Source organism: Curtobacterium sp. PhB128, from assembly GCF_004340725.1.
Lineage (GTDB): Bacteria > Actinomycetota > Actinomycetes > Actinomycetales > Microbacteriaceae > Curtobacterium.
In genome coordinates this window covers 368,092-385,607 of record NZ_SLUR01000003.1, presented here as the reverse complement: position 1 = coordinate 385,607, position 17,516 = coordinate 368,092, and the positions used below count along the sequence as shown (strand labels likewise).

Sequence of the window (17,516 nt, the reverse complement as noted above, 5' to 3'; positions counted from 1 at the left end):
ATACCGAACGCGGAATATCGTACGGATAATACTTGCGGACCACTCCGCGACCCGTGCACAGTCGTCTCCTGCACCGTCAGAGAGGACTCCCATGCACACTCGCTCCACCCGTGCTCTTCCACCGCCGGCCCGTCCGCCTCGTGCCCGTCCGTCCCGCGCGGCCGTCACCGTCGCGCTGGTCCCGATGGTCGCCCTGGGCGCGCTCGTCGCCGGCGCGGGCGTCGTCGCAGATGCACCACCGGCCCACGCCGTCGACCCGTTCCCGGTCCACGATCCGTTCGTGGACCTGCCCGTCGGCACCACGATGCCGTCGGGTTGGGCTCGCATCGCCTCGAACGACCAGCAGGCCGCGATCGTCGAGAACGGCTCGGCGGGCAAGTGGCTGCGGATGACCGACAACGCCAAGTACATGGCCTCGGCGGTGTACAACGAGGTGCCGTACGACTCGAGCAACGGACTGACCGTCGAGTTCGACCAGCGGATGTGGAGCCCCACCGACACCGGGTACGCCGACGGCATCGGGTTCTTCCTGCAGGACGCCGCGATGCCGCTCGACTCCATCGGCCCCGTGGGCGGCGGACTCGGCTACTTCGACGGCAAGTCCGCCTGCTCGGCAGGACTGGACGGCGGTGTCGTCGGCGTCGGGTTCGACCGGTTCGGCAACTTCGCGCTGCCGGAGTTCATCCAGAACGCCGTCACCGTCCGCGGGGCCGAGGCTGAGTGCTACCCCGTGCTGGCGACGACGGGCAACCGCGGCGACGGGTTCCTCGAGGACCGCGGCGTCGACGCCGAGACGGCGACCTACCGGCACGTGAAGGTCGACGTCGTGCCCCGGGACGCCGGTGGCATCACGGCCATCGTCACGATGTCGGACGCCACCCCCGTCGGCTCGGAGCCGGCGGAGCTGCACCACCTGATCTCGACCGACCTGCCGGCGACGGCGTTGCCTGGCCAGATGCGCTTCGGGTTCAGCGCGTCGACCGGCGGGCGGGCCGAGTTCCACGAGATCCGCAACGTGCGGGCCACACAGCCGACCGACGTCGTGACCACGGCGTCAGTGGACACCGAGGGGCCGGTGACCTCAGGCGACGACGTGTCGTTCCGCGTCCGATCGGTCAACGACGGGCCGGCCACGATCGGTGGGCCCACCGACGCAGTGGCGCGGACGACGGCACTGATCGATGCGCTCCCGCTCGAGGACGTCACCTGGTCGTGCGAGGCCACGGGCGGCGCGTCGTGCGGTGCCGATCAGGGCGCAGGAGTCGTGGCGACCGACTGGACGGCGCCGCCCGGAGGGCAGATCGAGTTGCTGGCCCGCGGGACCGTGCCGGCGACCACGAGGAGCGGGACGTACTCGGCGCCGGTGGAGAGTGTCACCGACTTCACCACCGGCCGGTTCGACGAAGGGCGGGCCGCGGTCGCGCGGGACGGCTCGGTGAGCGACGTCGACCTGACGAACAACACGGACACGATCGCGTTCGACGTCGTGCTGCCGGACGCCGTCGCCTCGGATGACGCTGCGACCGGACAGCAGGGTGAACCAGTGGTCGTGGACGTCGTGGGGAACGACGCGCTCGACGGCAGCGGTGCCGACCTCGGCTCGCTGCGGCTCACCGACGAGGGACTCGACGGTGCGGAGCTGTCCGACGACGGCAAACAGCTGCGCGTTCCGGGCGAGGGCACGTACGTCGTGGACGACGCCGGGCGGGTGACGTTCACGCCCGAGGACGGCTTCAGCGGGGTCGCGTCGCCGGTGCGGTACGAGATCACGTCGAACGCCGGGCAGGTCGCGTCCGCCGAGCTCCGGGTGGAGATCGAGGCCGGTGCGGTCGACCCGACGCCGGGGCCCACGCCGGAGCCGACGGCGGAACCCACGCCGGATCCGACCACGGCGCCGACCGCGGGGCCGACGGCCGATCCGACCGCGGTACCGGGTGCCGGTTCCGCCGCTGGGCCCGGGGACGGTCCCCAGAACGCGTCGACCGTCGGCGGACCGTCGTCCGGCGGACCGGACCGGCTCGCGTGGACGGGCTCCGACGGGGTGCTCGTCGCAGCGGTCCTCGGCCTGGGGCTCGCGGCCGCCGGTGGCGTGCTCCTGACGCTTCGACGTCGCCGACTCGAGGTGGGCCCGGACGCCGACGCCTGATCCACACCGGTACGACTCCGGACGCGACGGAGACGACGAAGCCGCCCGGGTCTCCCCGGGCGGCTTCGTCGTGTGTTCCGAGCGATCAGGCCGGGACGTAGTCGAACGTGTCCGGGTCCGGACCCGTTCGGTGGCCCTTGTCGAGAGTCGTGATGTCCGTCATGTCCTCGTCGGAGAGCTCGAAGTCGAAGATCGCGAAGTTCTCCTCGACGCGGGCACGCGTGACCGACTTCGGGAACACGATGTCGCCGCGTTGGATGTGCCAGCGGAGCACGACCTGCGCCGGGCTCTTGCCCGTGGCGCCGGCGATGCGGGTGATGGTCTCGTCGTCGAGCACGAGGCCCTGGGCGATCGGGGACCAGGCCTCGGTCGCGATGCCGAGCTCGTTGTTCACGGCGCGGAGCTCGTCCTGGGTCAGGTACGGGTGCACCTCGATCTGGTTCACGGCCGGCGGGACATCCGTCTCAGCACGCAGGCGGCGCAGGTGGTGGGCCTGGAAGTTGCTGACGCCGATCGAGCGGGAGGTGCCAGCGGCGTAGAGCTCCTCGAGCGCCTTCCACGTCGGCACGAAGTCCGAGACGGTGGGCAGCGGCCAGTGGATGAGGAACAGGTCGGTGTAGCCGCCGAGCAGGTCAGCTGACTTCTTGCCGTTCTCGGCAGCTGCCGAAGGGTCGTGGAAGCCGTTGTTGAGCTTCGAGGTGACGAAGATCTCGTCACGCGGGATGCCGGACGACGCGATGGCCTCGCCGACCTCCTTCTCGTTGCCGTACATCTCGGCGGTGTCGATGTGGCGGTAGCCGACCTCGAGCGCTGTGAGCGTCGCTTCCTTGGTCGACGCGGGGTCGATCTGGAAGACGCCGAAGCCGAGCTGCGGGATGGTCTTGCCGTCGTTCAGGGTGATGTTCGGAACGGTCATGAGTCCAGACAACACCCGACCAGCTCCCAGGCATTCCGCTCGCTCCCAGGACCGTTCAAGTCAAATGCAGAATATTGGTATTCTGGCGTGATGAACCGACACGCTTCACGACGCCCTCGTGCGCGCACCGCGCCGCGCGTCGCCGCCGTGGCGACCGCGGCCGGCCTGGTCGCCGCGCTCGCCACCCCGCTCGCCGCCACGGCAGTCCCGGCCCCCGCGGCCGACGCCGGATCCGCACGGACCGACTCTGCCGCCGACTCCACGATCCTGTTCGTCGAGGACTTCGAGAACGGCGTCACGACGACGCCGGTGCTGTTGAACGCGTACAAGGGCGCGAACGGTGAGACCTACACGGCCGACCCGGCGTGGATCAACTCCGCTGAGTGCAACGGCATCGTCACGAGCGCCAGCAGCTCCGACATGGCATCCTGCGACGCCAACCCCCAGCTCAAGCAGCTCGGGTCGGTCCTCGGGCAGATCACCGGCGAGGACCCGGAGACCAACCACGTCGTGAGTGCTTGGACCGCGTCGCGCAACCTGCCGCGGAACGCCGTTCAGATCGAGTCGCGCGATGACTTCTCGCTCGGGCAGACCGGACGCTTCGTTTCGTTCGGTGTCAGCGCCGCCGCCGGAAGCTGTGTCGGGTTCGACCACCCGCTGCTCGACTTCCTGCTGGTGGACGGATCTGCCGAGCGCCCGGTGTCCGAGCGTCCCCTCGACCCTTGCAGCGACCCTCGCTCGAGCACCTTCACCGCGGGCGGCAACACGTACAAGGGCGGCGAGTTCGTCTCGAACGGCGGCGTGCTCTTCTCCGGCGACACCCTGCGATGGCGTCTCCGCAACGCCCAGTCGTCCTACAGCGGCAACGACGGCGCGATCGACCGAGTGACGATCGTCGACTCGACCCCGACCCTGGCGAACGAGTTCTCCGGCGCCCCGATCGTCGGGGACACCGCGCGCATGACGGCGCGCGTCGTGAACACGAGCGAGCACGGTTCGAAGCCCGGTTGGTCCTTCGCCGAGACCCTGCCCGAAGGCCTCAGCGTCGCGTCCGACCCGAAGGTCGCGACCACCTGCGCCGCGGCGGACCTCGACGTCGAGGCAGATGCCACGACCATCGGTGCGTCGGGCGACCTGGACATCGACGCACCGGACTGCACGGTGACGTTCGACGTCAGCGCCTCGGCTCCCGGCACGTACACGATCGGTGCCGACGCCGTGACCGAGCGCACCGGCGTCGACCTGCCGACCGGCTCGGCGAGCATCACCTTCGCCCCCGAGGTGAACGAGCTGCGCGTCATCGACCAGGCCGTCTTGTCCGGCGGCAACGGTGACGCCGTCGCCGACCTCGGCGAGACCGTCTCGTTCCGCACGACCGTCGACAACGCCGGCAACGTCCTGGTGCGGGACGTCACGCTGACCAGCCCGAACGGCGACGCGGACTGCGACGTGCAGCAGCTCGCCCCCGGAGCATCGGCCGCGTGCGCGACCGCTCCCCGCCCGGTCACGCAGGACGACCTGGACCACGGCTCGATCGACGACACCGCCACGGTCTCTGCACGATCGCGCGCCGGCCAGGCCGTGACGGCCAGCGCAACCGCCACCGTCCCCACCTCGAGCACCACCTCGCGCGCCTTGCTCGCCATCACGCCCGTCGTGCGTGGCGGTGCCCCCGCGGTCGGTGACGACATCGGGCTCACGGTGACGGTGACCAACGAGGGCAACGTCTCGATCCGCGACCTCGCGGTGACCGTGGCCGACGAGCCCGGCATGACCGTCGCGTGCCCGCCGACCCGCCTCGCGCCCGGCGCGTCCATCGAGTGCGCCGTCGAGGGCTCGCACCCCGTCTCGCAGCACGACGTCGACCGCGGCACCGTCACGTTCGTCGCCACGATGACCGCAGTCGACGCCGCCGGTCAGCCGGTCCGTGGTGACGCCCGGACCGCACAGACCACGGTCGCCCAGGCCCCCGCGCTCGCCACGACCGTCACCCCGACGCTCGACACCGCCGGCAAGACCCCCGCTCCCGGTGACGAGGTCACGCTGAGCGTCGCCGTACGCAACACCGGGAACGTCACGCTCCGCGACGTCGCCGCCGAGGTCGAGGACCGCGACGGCATGCCCGTCTCCTGCCCGACCTCCCCGCTCGCACCCGGCGCGAGCGTCGACTGCACCGTTCCGGCCCACACCCTGAGCCAGCGGGAGATCGACGCCGGCACGGTCGGGTTCGCCGTGACCTCGACCGCCACCGCACCCGACGACCGTCGCGTGACTGCTTCGGACTCTGCGTCGGTGACCGTCGACCGCCAGCACGGCATCGTCGCGACCGCGACCGCCGGCCTGGCCGACGAGTCCCGCGCGCCGAAGGCCGGTGACCACGTCGAGCTGTCCGTCTCGGCGCGCAACTCCGGCAACACCACCCTGCGGGGCCTCGCTGCCGAGGTGGACGGCCGCGACCTGGACGTGGAGTGCGCCGAGGGTGCGCTCGCCCCCGGCGCCGCGGCGACCTGCTCCGTCGGCGACCACGTCCTGACGCAGGACGAGATCGACGCCGGCACCGTCGACTTCGCGCTCACGGTCCACGCGAACGGCCCCGGCGGTTCGCGTGCCCAGGCATCGGACACCGTGGCGGTCGAGCTCGTCAGCGCGCCGGCCATCGCCGTGTCGGCGACGAGCGTCCTCGGTGCGAACGAGCACGAGGTCCCCCTGGCCGGCGACACCGCGACGGTCACGATGACGATCCGGAACACCGGCAACGTCACGGTCACGGGCATCCGCGGCAAGGTCGAAGACCGTGCGGGCCTCGAGGTCGACTGCCCGGACGACGATCTCGCCCCGGGCGCCGCGGTGACGTGCGAGGTGTCCGAGTACACCCTCACCCAGAGCGACGTCGACAGCGGTGCCGTCCGGTTCGTGCTGTCGAGCGCAGCGACCGGTGCCGACCGTCAGCGCGTCGAGGCCCGTGCCGACACGACACTCTCGATCGTGCGAGCGCCGTCGATCACGACGACGGCCACGGCTGCGCTCGACGACACCGACCACGGAGCCCCGACCGCGGGCGACACGGCATCGGTCCGCATGTCGATCACGAACACGGGCAACGTCACGGTGCACGACCTGAGCGGCATCGTCGACGAGCGGGCCGGCACGACGGTCGCCTGCCCCGCCGAGCGGGTCGCTCCCGGTGCTTCGGCGGACTGCGCAGCGGCGGAGTACGCGCTCACCCAGGGCGACGTCGACGCGGGCAAGGTGCAGTTCGCCCTCACCGCAGCGGCCGTCGGCCCGGACGACCAGACCGTGACTGCCGGCGCGAAGGCCGGCACTGCGATCGAGCGCGCCCCGGGCGTGCAGGTCCAGGTCACCGCGCACCTGGCGGAGTCCGAGCACGAGGCGCCGCGCGCCGGTGACCACGTGAGCGTGGGCATCCGCGCCACCAACGCGGGGAACGTCACGCTGACGGGGACCCGCGCCGAGGTCGTCGAACTCGCCGGTCTACCGGTCGAGTGCGTCGGCGAGGGTGTCGCACCGGGTGCGTCGATCGACTGCACGACCCCGCAGTACGTGCTCACCCAGGCGGACGTCGACCACGGCACAGTGACGGTCGCAGCGGTGCTCGACGCGACCGGTCCCGCCGGAGACTCCGTCACCTCGCGCGACGAGGTCCAGGTCGGCCTGACGGCGAAGAGCGCCCTCGACCTGTCCGCCGAGCCGGTGCTGCACGGAACCGACGGCAGCACGAAGGTCGTCGCCGATGACCACGTGCTGCGCCCGGGCGACCGCGTGTCTGTCCGCTACGAGGTGCTCAACACCGGCAACCTCGCGGTGCACGACCTGCAGCAGGCCGAGGGCATGCCCGCGGTGACCTGCGAGGAGTCCACGGTCGAGCCGGGCCAGCGTGCCACGTGCGAGAGCGACGCGCACGTCGTGACCGAGGAAGAAGCAGCGACCGGCGAGGTCGCGATCACCGGTCAGGTGGCCGGCCAGGTCACGCGCGCCGACGGTGCCACGACCGAGGAGCCGGGTGCTGCGAGCACGGGGCAGACCGCGACGCCAGCGACGTTCGGCGTGACCACCGCCGCGGCGTCGACGAAGCCGGTCTGGGTGTTCTCGCTCGAGGTGCACACGAAGCTGCACGCCGAGCCGCAGCCCGTGACCGCCGCCGAGAAGCCCTCCGCCGCGCCGGTGGAACTCGCGTTCACCGGATCGACCGTCCTCGCGATGGGCGTCCCCGCGACGATCGTGCTCCTGCTCGCCGGAGCGGTCCTGCTGCTCTGGCGCCGCCAGCGCCGCCCGGACGACCGCCAGGTCTGACGCGCAGCGGCGCCGGCACGACACAGCGCAGCCAACACGGACCGCCCCCTGTCCCAGCCCAGGGACAGGGGCGGTCCGTCACTCCAGCGCAGCGGCGATGTACGCCTGCAGCGCCTGGCCGTAGGCGATCGCGGGGACCTCGGACGCGAAGCTGCGGTCAGCACCGCCGATCGTCGCGGTGACCGTGTAGACGATCCGGCCGTTCACCGACACCCGGGTCAACCCGATGAACGACGGACCGAGGAGCTCGCGCAACTGGTCCTCACGCGGCAGCCAGAGCGACTCCGACGCGGTCACGGAGTCGAGCGCCCACTCGGTCGTCCCGTTGAAGCCGAGGATCGTGCCGGTGGGGGAGTCGTGTCGTTCGACGGTCATCTCGGACACGGTGTAGACGTCCTCGTCCACCTCGGGCTTGTCGATGACGAAGCGGTCGCCCGTCTCGGGGTGCCAGCGCAGGCCGGCGTCGCGGAGGGTCCTGGCGAGTGCAACGGTGATCACCTCCCCACCCTGCACGCGCGAGACCGCGCTGTCACCACGAAGTCGCGCTGTCACCACGTAGGTTGCCGAAAGCATCCCGTACTAGCATCGCCGAGCACCCCCACGCGCGAGCGCCACCCGATCGCGCGCGCGACGTGACGACGCCCGGGCAACCGGTGCCGCGCCTCCAGGCCGACCAACCGGCCACGGGGCGGGCCACCGGCCGGCGTCCCGACCGAGGCGACGGACACCCCGTCCGCCGAAGAGAAGGACCTGCATGACCCTCGAACGCGAGGAACTCCGCGACGGCTGGACCGTGACCATGGCCGGAGGAACCGGCGCGCCGGACGGCGTCGCGGGACGCAGCATCCCGGCGACGGTGCCGGGGCAGGTGCACACCGACCTGGAGCGGGAGGGCCTGCTGCCGGACCCGACCTTCCACCTGAACGAGCAGGCGGCGAAGTGGGTCGGCCGGGCCGACTGGGCCTACCGGACCGCGGTCGACGTCGACCCGCGCGGCCACGAGCGTGTCGACCTGGTCTGCGACGGCCTGGACACGGTGTCCGAACTGAGCCTGGACGGCGTCGTCGTGGGCACGACCCGGAACATGCACCGCCGCTACCGCTTCGACGCGCGCGTGCAGACCGGGTCCGGCGCGACGACGAAGGACCTCGAGATCCTGTTCGAGTCGCCGTACCGCGAGGCCGGCCGGGTCGCCGCGAAGGCCGGCAGCATGCCGGGCCCGTACGACGAGCCGTTCCCGTACATCCGCAAGAACGCCTCGAACTTCGGCTGGGACTGGGGGCTCACCGCCGTCACGAGCGGTCCGTGGCGACCGGTCGCGATCGAGCGGTGGTCGACCGCGCGGCTGCGCGAGGTCCGCCCGCTCGTCGACGTCGAGGCCGGCGAGGGCGTGCTCGACGCCCACATCACCGTCGAGCGCTCCGGCCTCAACGACCTGGACCAGGACGGCGAGGACGACGACCTGGTGCTCGTCGTGACCGTCAGCGGTCTGAAGGAGGACGGCACGCCGACGCGGCAGCGGTCGCGGGCGCAGCTGACACCGAAGGACGACGAGACCGTCGTCACCGTGCGCGTGCCCGAGGCGCTGCGCTGGTGGCCCCGCGGCTACGGCGCGCAGGCGCAGTACGACGTGGTCGTCGAGCTGCAGACGGTGGACGGCGAGGTGCTCGACCGCGACACGTTCCGCACCGGCTTCCGGTCGACGCGGATCGACACGCAGGTGGACGACATGGGTCGTCCCTTCGGCATCCACGTCAACGGGACGCTGATCGACGTGCGCGGGGTGAACTGGATCCCCGACGACGTGATCGTCTCCCGCGTCGACCGCGCGCGCCTGCAGTCCCGTCTGACCGCGGCGGCCTCGCTCGGCACGAACCTCGTGCGCGTGTGGGGCGGCGGTGTGTACGAGTCGCGCGACTTCTACGAGGTCTGCGACGAACTCGGCCTGCTCGTCTGGCAGGACTTCCCGTTCGCGTGCTCGGCGTACCCGGAGGTCGAACCGATCCGCAGCGAGGTCATCGCCGAGGCCCGCGACAACGTCGCCCGCCTCGCGCGGCACCCCTCGCTGGTGCTGTGGAACGGCAACAACGAGAACATCTGGCTGCACGACGTGGACGGCTGGGCGGACTCGCTCGGTGACCGCGGCTGGGGCCTCGACTACTACCTCGACCTGCTGCCGACGATCGTCGACGCGGTCGACCCGTCGCGCTTCTACACCGTGGCCTCGCCGTGGTCGGGCGCCGAGTCGCTGCCCGCGAACGACGTCGACCACGAGACGCACCACTCGTGGGACGCCTGGAACCGCCTGCCGGACACCGCCTACCGCGGATCCGTGCCGCGGTTCGTGTCCGAGTTCGGCTGGCAGGCGCCGCCCGCCTGGCGGACGCTGCGGGACGGGGTCGCGGACGAGGTGCTGTCGCAGGACGCACCCGGGGTCGTGCACCACCAGAAGGCTGCCGACGGGATGGGCAAGCTGGCCCGCGGCATCGAGCCCCGGTTCGGCACGGGGCCCTTCTCGTTCGATGCGTGGCACTACCTGACGCAGCTGCAGCAGGCCCGCGCCATCGCGACGGGCGTCGAGCACTGGCGCACGCACTGGCCGCGCAACACGGGTGTGGTCATGTGGCAGCTCAACGACCTGTGGCCGGTGTCGTCGTGGTCGGCCATCGACTCGGCGGGGCGCCTGAAGCCCCTCGCGCACGAGCTGCGCCGGTTGTACGACGACGTCCTGCTGACGATCCGTCCGGTGTCGCGGGCGGCGGTCGCGCCGTCCGCCGTCTCCGGGCCGGCTGCTTCGCCGGCGTCGTCGCCCGTCTCACCGGTCTCCGGAGCGGTCGCGCCCGCCTCGCCGGTCGCGTCCGGCGCGGACGGGACGGGAGGCCCGGATCACCCCGGCCACTCGGCCTCCGCCGGCGAGACGGCTGATCTGGGCGACGTCGCGGACACCCTGTCGCTCGGCGTCTCGCCCGGTGCGTTCGGGTCCTCGCCCGTCGAGGTCGCCGTCCGGTCCACGCGCGGCGGCCACGACAGCGTGGTGCGCGTGCGACGGGTCACCACGGCCGGCACGATCCTGGCCGAGGCGTCGTTGCCAGTGCGGTTGTCGTCCGCCGGGGTCGCCGTCGTCGCCCTGCCCGAGTCCGTCGGCGTGGTCGACGACCCCGCGCGGGAGCTCATCGTGGCGGACATGGACTGGCGTCGGGCGGTCTGGACACCGGGCCCCGACGTCGACGTGCGGTGGGAACCCGCGCGGTACCGCACCTCGTTCACACCCGTCGACGGCGGGCTCGACCTGACCGTCGAAGCCGAGACGCTCGTCCGCGACCTGCTCGTGCAGCCCGACCGGGTGACCGCGTCCGGTGTGGTGGACCGCGGGTTCATGACCCTGCTGCCCGGGGAGCGCGTGACCTTCCGGCTCACCGGTGTGACCGAGGCCGACATCCCGGCGCTCCGTGCCGAACCCGTCCTGTGGAGCCTGGACCGCGCGCTCGAACATTGATATACAGAACGACACAGTGATATATTTTGTGGTGCGCCGCTCGCTGTCGTGACCCGACGACTCCGGCGTCCGGTCGACCTCCCGTCGGCCCGGTCGACAGGAGGACCCCACCATGTCGCTCGCGATGCGCCCACCCACCGCTGCCATCACCGTTCCCCCCGCCGCCGCACCGACCACCGCGCCGCCGTCGGCACCCGCGGGTGGTCGCCGAGGCTTCGCCCCCGCCGTTGCCCTGCTGGACGTCGGACTGCTGGTCCTGGCGTTCGCGGTCGCCCACGTCGTGCGCTTCCCCTGGGAGCTGTCGGCCGTGCGACCCCAGGCCGGCTGGATCGAGTTCGCGACGGCTCCGGTGATCATCCTGGTCTGGATGGCCCTGCTGTCGATGTTCCGCACCCGCGACCCACGCATCGCCGGCATCGGCAGTGACGAGTACCGCCGGCTCGTCACCGCGAGTCTGGTCGCCGTCGCCGTGGTGGCGGTCGTGGCGTACGCCGCGCAGCTCGACCTGGCCCGGGGGTACGTGGCCATCGCCTTCCCGCTCGGGCTCCTCTTCCTCGCCGTCGGGCGGAAGGCCGTCCGCACCGTCCTGGCGCGCAGTCGTGCTCGCGGGCAACGGTTGCAGGACGTCCTGATCGTCGGTGACACCGAGGACGTCCGCTACGTCGGGCGACGGATCGCCGCGACGCCCAGCGCCGGGTACCGGGTCCGCGCGGTCGTGACCGACTGCGAGCCGGTGGGCGCGACGATCGACCTCGGTTCGGCGTCCGTCCCGGTGGTCAGCGGGATCGACGACGTCCTCGCGCTGGCTCGTTCCGAGGGAGTCTCGGCGGTCGTCGTCGCCGGCGCCGTACGCGGCGGGCACGAGCGACTGCGCCGCCTCGGGTGGCAACTCGAGGAGCACGGCGTCGAGCTCGTCGTGTCGTCGCCCCTCGCGGACATCGCCGCGGGTCGCGTGCACGAGCGTCCCGTCGACGGCCTGCCCTTGATGCACGTGGAGACCCCCGACTACCGCCGTCGCACGGGCAAGCGTCTGCTCGACGTCGTCGGAGCCGGCTTCGGTCTCCTGCTGCTGGCGCCCGTGCTCGCGGTGATCGCGCTCGTCATCCGGCTCGACGACCGCGGTCCGGTGTTCTTCCGCCAGACCCGTGTGGGCCGTGGGGGCGCGGAGTTCTCGATCCTGAAGTTCCGCACGATGTGCGTGGACGCCGAAGCGCGGATGGCCGCACTGCAGGCAGCGAACGAGGGTGCGGGCCCGCTCTTCAAGATGAAGGACGACCCACGCGTCACCCGGGTCGGGGCGTTCCTGCGGAAGACGTCGCTCGACGAGCTGCCGCAGTTGTGGAACGTGCTCACCGGTGCGATGAGCCTGGTCGGACCCCGCCCGGCGCTCCCGCGCGAGGTCGCCCTGTACCAGGACTTCGCCGACCGCCGACTCCTGGTCACCCCGGGGATCACCGGCCTGTGGCAGGTCAGCGGCCGGTCGGATCTGGACTGGGCCGAGGGTGTGCGGCTCGACCTGCACTACGTCGAGAACTGGTCGTTCCTGCACGACCTGGTGATCCTCGCCCGGACGGTGCCGTCGGTGCTCCGGTCGCGCGGCGCGTACTGAGGGCGCTGCGGCGGATCGGCCCGGCGCCTTCCCTGTGCGAACGGTGTCCGTTCCGGGTCCCGGCCTGGGCATCGGGGAGCGGGAGAGTTACGATGGGGGGAACACGGACTTCCGCCGCGTGGGTCGACGAAGACCTGCGAACGGCGACCAGTTCCAGATCAAGGAGTCATGATGCTCGGAAACCTCGGCGGCGTACACCTGCTGATCATCCTCGGGATCGTCATCCTGCTGTTCGGCGCGACGAAGCTCCCGGCGCTCGCCAAGGGCCTCGGGCAGTCGATCAACATCTTCAAGAAGGAGATGACCGACGACGAGAAGAAGGCTCAGGCAGGCGACACCACGGTGCAGAACACCGCGGCCCCGACCAGCACCGTGCCGAACGCTCCCGCCGAGCCCGCCGCCGGTCCGATCCTGAACCCCGGCCCGAGCGCGCAGCCGAACACCGACTCCCGGCGCTAGAACACCAGCTCAGGACACCCAGCCCCGTCCTGTCGGCAGCCCCCGCGACCACATCGGTCGCGGGGGCTTCGTCGTGCGGGGCGCGCAGCGGTCCGAGGGGGCGCAGGATGAGCACATGACCACTGCCGCACCCCGCGCGACCGCGCCGCTCCGGGACGACCGGCGCACCGTGCTCGTGGTGGCGATCCTGTCGTCGTTCGTCGTCGGGCTCGACTCGAGCGTCGTCAACGTGGCGCTCCCCGCGATCCGACAGGAGCTCGGCGGCGGACTCGTCGTGCAGCAGTGGACCGTCGACGCGTACCTGGTGACGCTCGGCTCGCTCATCCTCGTCGCCGGATCACTGTCGGACGTGTTCGGCCGGGTGCGCATCATCACGTGGGGGCTCGTCGTGTTCGGGATCGCCTCGGTCGCGTGTGCGATCGCCCCGACGGGGGAGTTCCTGATCGTCTCGCGGGCGTTCCAGGGCGTCGGCGGCGCCCTGGTGACCCCGAGCGCGCTCGCCCTCATCGTGGCGGCGTTCCGCGGGGCCGCGCAGTCGAAGGCGATCGGCACGTGGACCGCTTGGTCGAGCGCGTCGACGATCCTCGGACCCGTGGTCGGCGGGATGGTGGTCGACAGCATCGGCTGGCGGTGGATCTTCGTGCTGACCGCCGTCCCGATCGCCGTGACGATCCCGCTCGTGCTGCGGATCACCGGTGACGTACACCCCGCGATCCGACCGCGCATCGACGTGGTCGGCGCCGTGCTGGCGGTCGTCGGGGTCGGTGGGGCGGTGCTCGGGCTCATCGAGCAGGAGCGGCTCGGGTGGGGCGCGCCCGTGGTGGTCACCGCGCTCGTGCTCGGTGCCCTGGCACTCGGGGCCTTCGTGCCGTGGGAACTCCACGTGACCCGGACGACCGGTTCGCCGCTGGTGCCGCTCGCGCTGTTCCGGGCCCGCAACTTCGCGGTGGGCAACCTCGCCACCCTGTCGATCTACGGCGCCCTGAGCATGGTCTTCTTCGTGGTCACCCTGTTCCTGCAGGAGGTCTGGGGGTTCCCCGCCTGGCTCGCCGGTCTGGCGACGCTGCCCCCGACGGTGGTCCTGCTGCTGGTCTCCTCGGCCGTGGGCGGGCTGGCGGGACGGTTCGGGCCGCGCTGGTTCATGGCCGCGGGCCCGGCGGTGGCAGCGGTCGGTGCGCTCCTGATGCTGCTGGTCGGTGCGCAGCCGGACGGGTACTGGATCGCGGTGTTCCCGGGCCTCGTGCTCATCGGGTTCGGGATCGCGCTCATGGTGACACCGCTGACCAGCGCCGTGCTCGGGTCGGTGCCGCAGTCCGAGGCCGGCGTCGGGTCGGCCGTGAACAACGCGATCGCGCGGATCGCCGGGTTGGTGATGGTCGCGCTCGCGGGCGTGGTCCTCGGCGGCGAGATGAGCGTCGCCGGCCTGCACCGGGCGGTCGTCGTCATGGCGGTCCTCCTGCTGGCCGGCGCGGTCGTCAGCGCCGTCGGGATCCGGAATCTCCCGGCGCCGACGTAAGTTGAGTGCAGTAGACTCAAGTACAACACCACCGCAACGAAAGGACGGAACGCATGGCGAACCTCCAGGGTGCTCCTGACTCGCAAGAGCGACAGAAGACCGCCCTCGAGCAGTACGGCGTCGACCTGACGGCGATCGCTCGCAGCGGCAAGCTCGACCCGGTCATCGGACGCGACTCCGAGATCCGACGCGTCAGCCAGGTGCTCACCCGCCGCACCAAGAACAACCCCGTGCTCATCGGCGAGCCCGGCGTCGGCAAGACCGCCGTCGTCGAGGGGCTCGCGCAGCGCATCGTCGCCGGCGACGTCGCCGATTCCCTCAAGGACAAGCGGCTCGTCTCGCTCGACATCTCCTCGCTCATCGCGGGCGCCAAGTACCGCGGCGAGTTCGAGGAACGCCTCAAGGCCGTGCTCAAGGAGATCAACGACTCCGATGGGCAGGTCATCACGTTCATCGACGAGCTGCACACCCTGATGGGTGCCGGTGGCGGCGAAGGGTCCGTCGCGGCGTCGAACATGCTCAAGCCGATGCTCGCGCGCGGCGAACTGCGGCTCATCGGGGCGACGACGCTCGACGAGTACCGCGAGTACATCGAGAAGGACGCCGCCCTCGAGCGCCGCTTCCAGCAGGTCTACGTGGGGGAGCCCAGCGTCGAGGACGCCGTGGCGATCCTCCGCGGGCTCAAGGAGCGCTACGAGGCCCACCACAAGGTCACGATCAACGACTCCGCGCTCGTCGCCGCGGCCAGCCTGTCGAACCGGTACATCTCCGGTCGGCAGCTGCCCGACAAGGCGATCGACCTGATCGACGAGGCCGCCAGTCGGCTCCGCATGGAGATCGACTCCAGCCCGGTCGAGATCGACGAACTGAAGCGCAACGTCGACCGGCTGCGTGTCGAGGAGTTCGCGCTCAAGCAGGAGAAGGACGACGCCTCGAAGGCCCGGCTGGAGACCCTGCGGAACGAACTCCGCACGCGCGAGGAACGACTGGGCGAGCTCGAGCAGCGCTGGCAGGCCGAGCGGGCGAGCCTGAACCGCATCGGTGAGCTGAAGCAGCAGCTCGACGACCTGAACATGCGCAGCCAGCGTGCCCAGCGCGAAGCCGACTACGCGACGGTGTCGCGCCTGGAGTACGCCGAGAAGCCCCGGATCGCAGCGGAGCTCGCGGCCGCCGAGCAGGCCGAGTCCGCCGACCGCATGGTGAACGACAGCGTCACCGACGAGGACATCGCCGCCGTCATCGCGCAGTGGACGGGCATCCCCCTCGGGCGGCTGCTGCAGGGCGAGACCGAGAAGCTCCTGCACCTGGAGAACGAGCTCGGCCGCCGGATCATCGGGCAGCGCACCGCCGTGAACACCGTGTCCGAGGCCGTCCGCCGCACCCGTGCCGGCATCTCCGACCCGGACCGTCCGACCGGATCGTTCCTGTTCCTCGGACCGACCGGCGTCGGCAAGACCGAGCTGGCCAAGGCGCTCGCGGAGTTCCTGTTCGACGACGAGAAGGCCCTCGTCCGCATCGACATGAGCGAGTACGGCGAGAAGCACTCCGTCTCGCGGCTGATCGGCGCCCCGCCCGGGTACGTCGGCTACGAGTCCGGCGGGCAGCTCACCGAGGCCGTCCGGCGTCGCCCGTACTCCGTCATCCTGCTCGACGAGATCGAGAAGGCGCACCCCGAGGTGTTCGACGTGCTGCTCCAGGTGCTCGACGACGGCCGGCTGACGGACGGGCAGGGGCGCACGGTCGACTTCCGGAACACGATCCTCGTGCTCACGTCGAACCTCGGCTCGCAGTTCATGACCGACCTGACGCTGACGGACGAGCAGCGCGAGGACGCCGTGCGCGAGCTCGTGCAGCAGGCGTTCCGGCCGGAGTTCATCAACCGCCTCGACGACATCGTGGTGTTCCAGGCCCTGACGGCCGACGACCTCGGCCAGATCGTGTCGCTGTACGTCGACCGGCTCGCCCGTCGCCTGACCGACCGCCGGCTCGAACTCGCGGTCACGCCCGAGGCGCGCGGCTGGCTCGCCGAACGCGGGTACGACCCGCTCTACGGTGCGAGGCCGCTCCGCCGCCTCATGCAGCGGCAGATCGACGACAAGCTGGCGCGCGCGATCCTGTCCGGTGACGTCCGTGACGGCGACACCGTCCGGGTGGACGTCGCCGAGGACGGCGACGGTCTGACTGTCGAGCCGTTCCAGTTGGCGGAGGTCGTCGAGGAGTAGGCGACGGCCGCGCGGAACCTGGTTCCGGGGTTGGTGGGGTGACCGACGGGAGGCCCGGGGCCGGTTCCTGGGACCCGGCACGGGCCTCCCGGGTTGGCTGCAGGGCATGCCTGAGATCCGCGCGATCCGTCGCCTCACCGACACCGTCGAGCACGCGAGCGTGCTCGACAAGGCCGTCGACATCGACCGTTCGGTCGTGAACGCCCTCGCCCGGCCGAAGGCCCTGCGGCAGTTGCTGCACGGTGTGCCGTTCGGGCACCCGCTGCACCCGCTCATGGTGCAGGTACCGCTCGGGGCCTGGATCTCGGCCGCCGTGCTCGACGTCTTCGGCGGGAGGGGCAACGCGAAGGCCGCGAAGACCCTCGTCGGCGTCGGCCTGGTGTCGTCCGGCAGTGCGAGCCTCGCCGGGTACGTGGACTGGTCCGAACTCGACCGCGAGCAGCTGCGCACGGGATGGGTGCACCAGGCCGTCAACTGGGTCGGCATCTCGCTGTACGGCCTGTCGTGGTGGCAGCGCAAGAACGGCAACCACGGCGCCGGCAAGCTGCTCGGGTTCGCCGCGCTCGGTGTCGTGGGGGTGGGCGGGTACCTCGGCGGACACCTGGCGTACCGCCAGCGCGCCGGCGTGAGCGACCACGGTGAGGTGCCGTTCGACGCGTGACCACTGATACGGAAACGTTATGTGGACGAAACGCGGTACGTGAAATGCTCGACCCATGGATCGACTCAGCACCGACACCGTTCCCCTGACCGGCCTTCCCGCCCGCGGCGGCCTCGAGTTCATCGTCCACATCGACGAGGCGGCGGGGGTCGTGTCACTCGACCTCACCGCCGCGTGACC

The 17,516-nt window shown here is 71.3% G+C and carries 11 protein-coding genes; 9 read left to right on the top strand and 2 right to left on the bottom strand.

The features are described 5' to 3' along the window. Positions 1-91 precede the first annotated feature (91 nt). On the top strand, positions 92-2,146 hold the full coding sequence (locus EDF23_RS08050; RefSeq protein ID WP_131921351.1) for a hypothetical protein: 2,055 nt from the start codon (positions 92-94) through the stop codon (positions 2,144-2,146). An 85-nt stretch (positions 2,147-2,231) separates the two neighbouring features. Here the strand turns inward: EDF23_RS08050 and EDF23_RS08045 are convergent, their stop codons facing one another. Then, positions 2,232-3,062: an aldo/keto reductase gene (locus EDF23_RS08045; RefSeq protein ID WP_131847077.1), complete on the bottom strand. Its 831-nt coding sequence runs from the start codon at positions 3,060-3,062 to the stop codon at positions 2,232-2,234. Between the two features lie 90 nt (positions 3,063-3,152). Between EDF23_RS08045 and EDF23_RS08040 the strand changes: the two genes are divergently transcribed. Then, positions 3,153-7,373, top strand: coding sequence for a hypothetical protein (locus EDF23_RS08040; protein WP_131921350.1), 4,221 nt, complete (start codon positions 3,153-3,155; stop codon positions 7,371-7,373). Positions 7,374-7,451: 78 nt separating this feature from the next. Here the strand turns inward: EDF23_RS08040 and EDF23_RS08035 are convergent, their stop codons facing one another. Further along, positions 7,452-7,871 carry a pilus assembly protein CpaE gene (locus tag EDF23_RS08035; protein WP_131847075.1) on the bottom strand — a complete coding sequence of 140 codons (420 nt, stop codon included), beginning with the start codon at positions 7,869-7,871 and terminating at the stop codon, positions 7,452-7,454. 256 nt (positions 7,872-8,127) lie between these two features. Between EDF23_RS08035 and EDF23_RS08030 the strand changes: the two genes are divergently transcribed. The 7 genes from EDF23_RS08030 (at position 8,128) to EDF23_RS19720 (ending at position 17,514) form a co-directional block, all read left to right on the top strand. Beyond that, on the top strand, positions 8,128-10,869 hold the full coding sequence (locus EDF23_RS08030; RefSeq protein ID WP_131921349.1) for a glycoside hydrolase family 2 protein: 2,742 nt from the start codon (positions 8,128-8,130) through the stop codon (positions 10,867-10,869). A gap of 112 nt (positions 10,870-10,981) precedes the next feature. Next, positions 10,982-12,478: a sugar transferase gene (locus EDF23_RS08025; RefSeq protein ID WP_131921348.1), complete on the top strand. Its 1,497-nt coding sequence runs from the start codon at positions 10,982-10,984 to the stop codon at positions 12,476-12,478. A gap of 168 nt (positions 12,479-12,646) precedes the next feature. Continuing rightward, positions 12,647-12,937: a twin-arginine translocase TatA/TatE family subunit gene (gene tatA, locus EDF23_RS08020; protein ID WP_333924556.1), complete on the top strand. Its 291-nt coding sequence runs from the start codon at positions 12,647-12,649 to the stop codon at positions 12,935-12,937. Between the two features lie 115 nt (positions 12,938-13,052). Further along, entirely contained in the window at positions 13,053-14,453 is a 1,401-nt protein-coding gene (locus tag EDF23_RS08015; RefSeq protein ID WP_131921347.1) for an MFS transporter, read from the top strand. Between the two features lie 53 nt (positions 14,454-14,506). After that, positions 14,507-16,675: an AAA family ATPase gene (locus EDF23_RS08010; RefSeq protein ID WP_131921346.1), complete on the top strand. Its 2,169-nt coding sequence runs from the start codon at positions 14,507-14,509 to the stop codon at positions 16,673-16,675. A gap of 106 nt (positions 16,676-16,781) precedes the next feature. Beyond that, the gene (locus EDF23_RS08005) at positions 16,782-17,336 is read left to right on the top strand and encodes a DUF2231 domain-containing protein (protein ID WP_131921345.1); all 555 of its coding nucleotides are present in this window, start codon (positions 16,782-16,784) and stop codon (positions 17,334-17,336) included. A gap of 55 nt (positions 17,337-17,391) precedes the next feature. Then, complete coding sequence (locus tag EDF23_RS19720) at positions 17,392-17,514, top strand: hypothetical protein (RefSeq protein ID WP_260154542.1); 123 nt, start codon at positions 17,392-17,394, stop codon at positions 17,512-17,514. Positions 17,515-17,516: the final 2 nt, after the last annotated feature.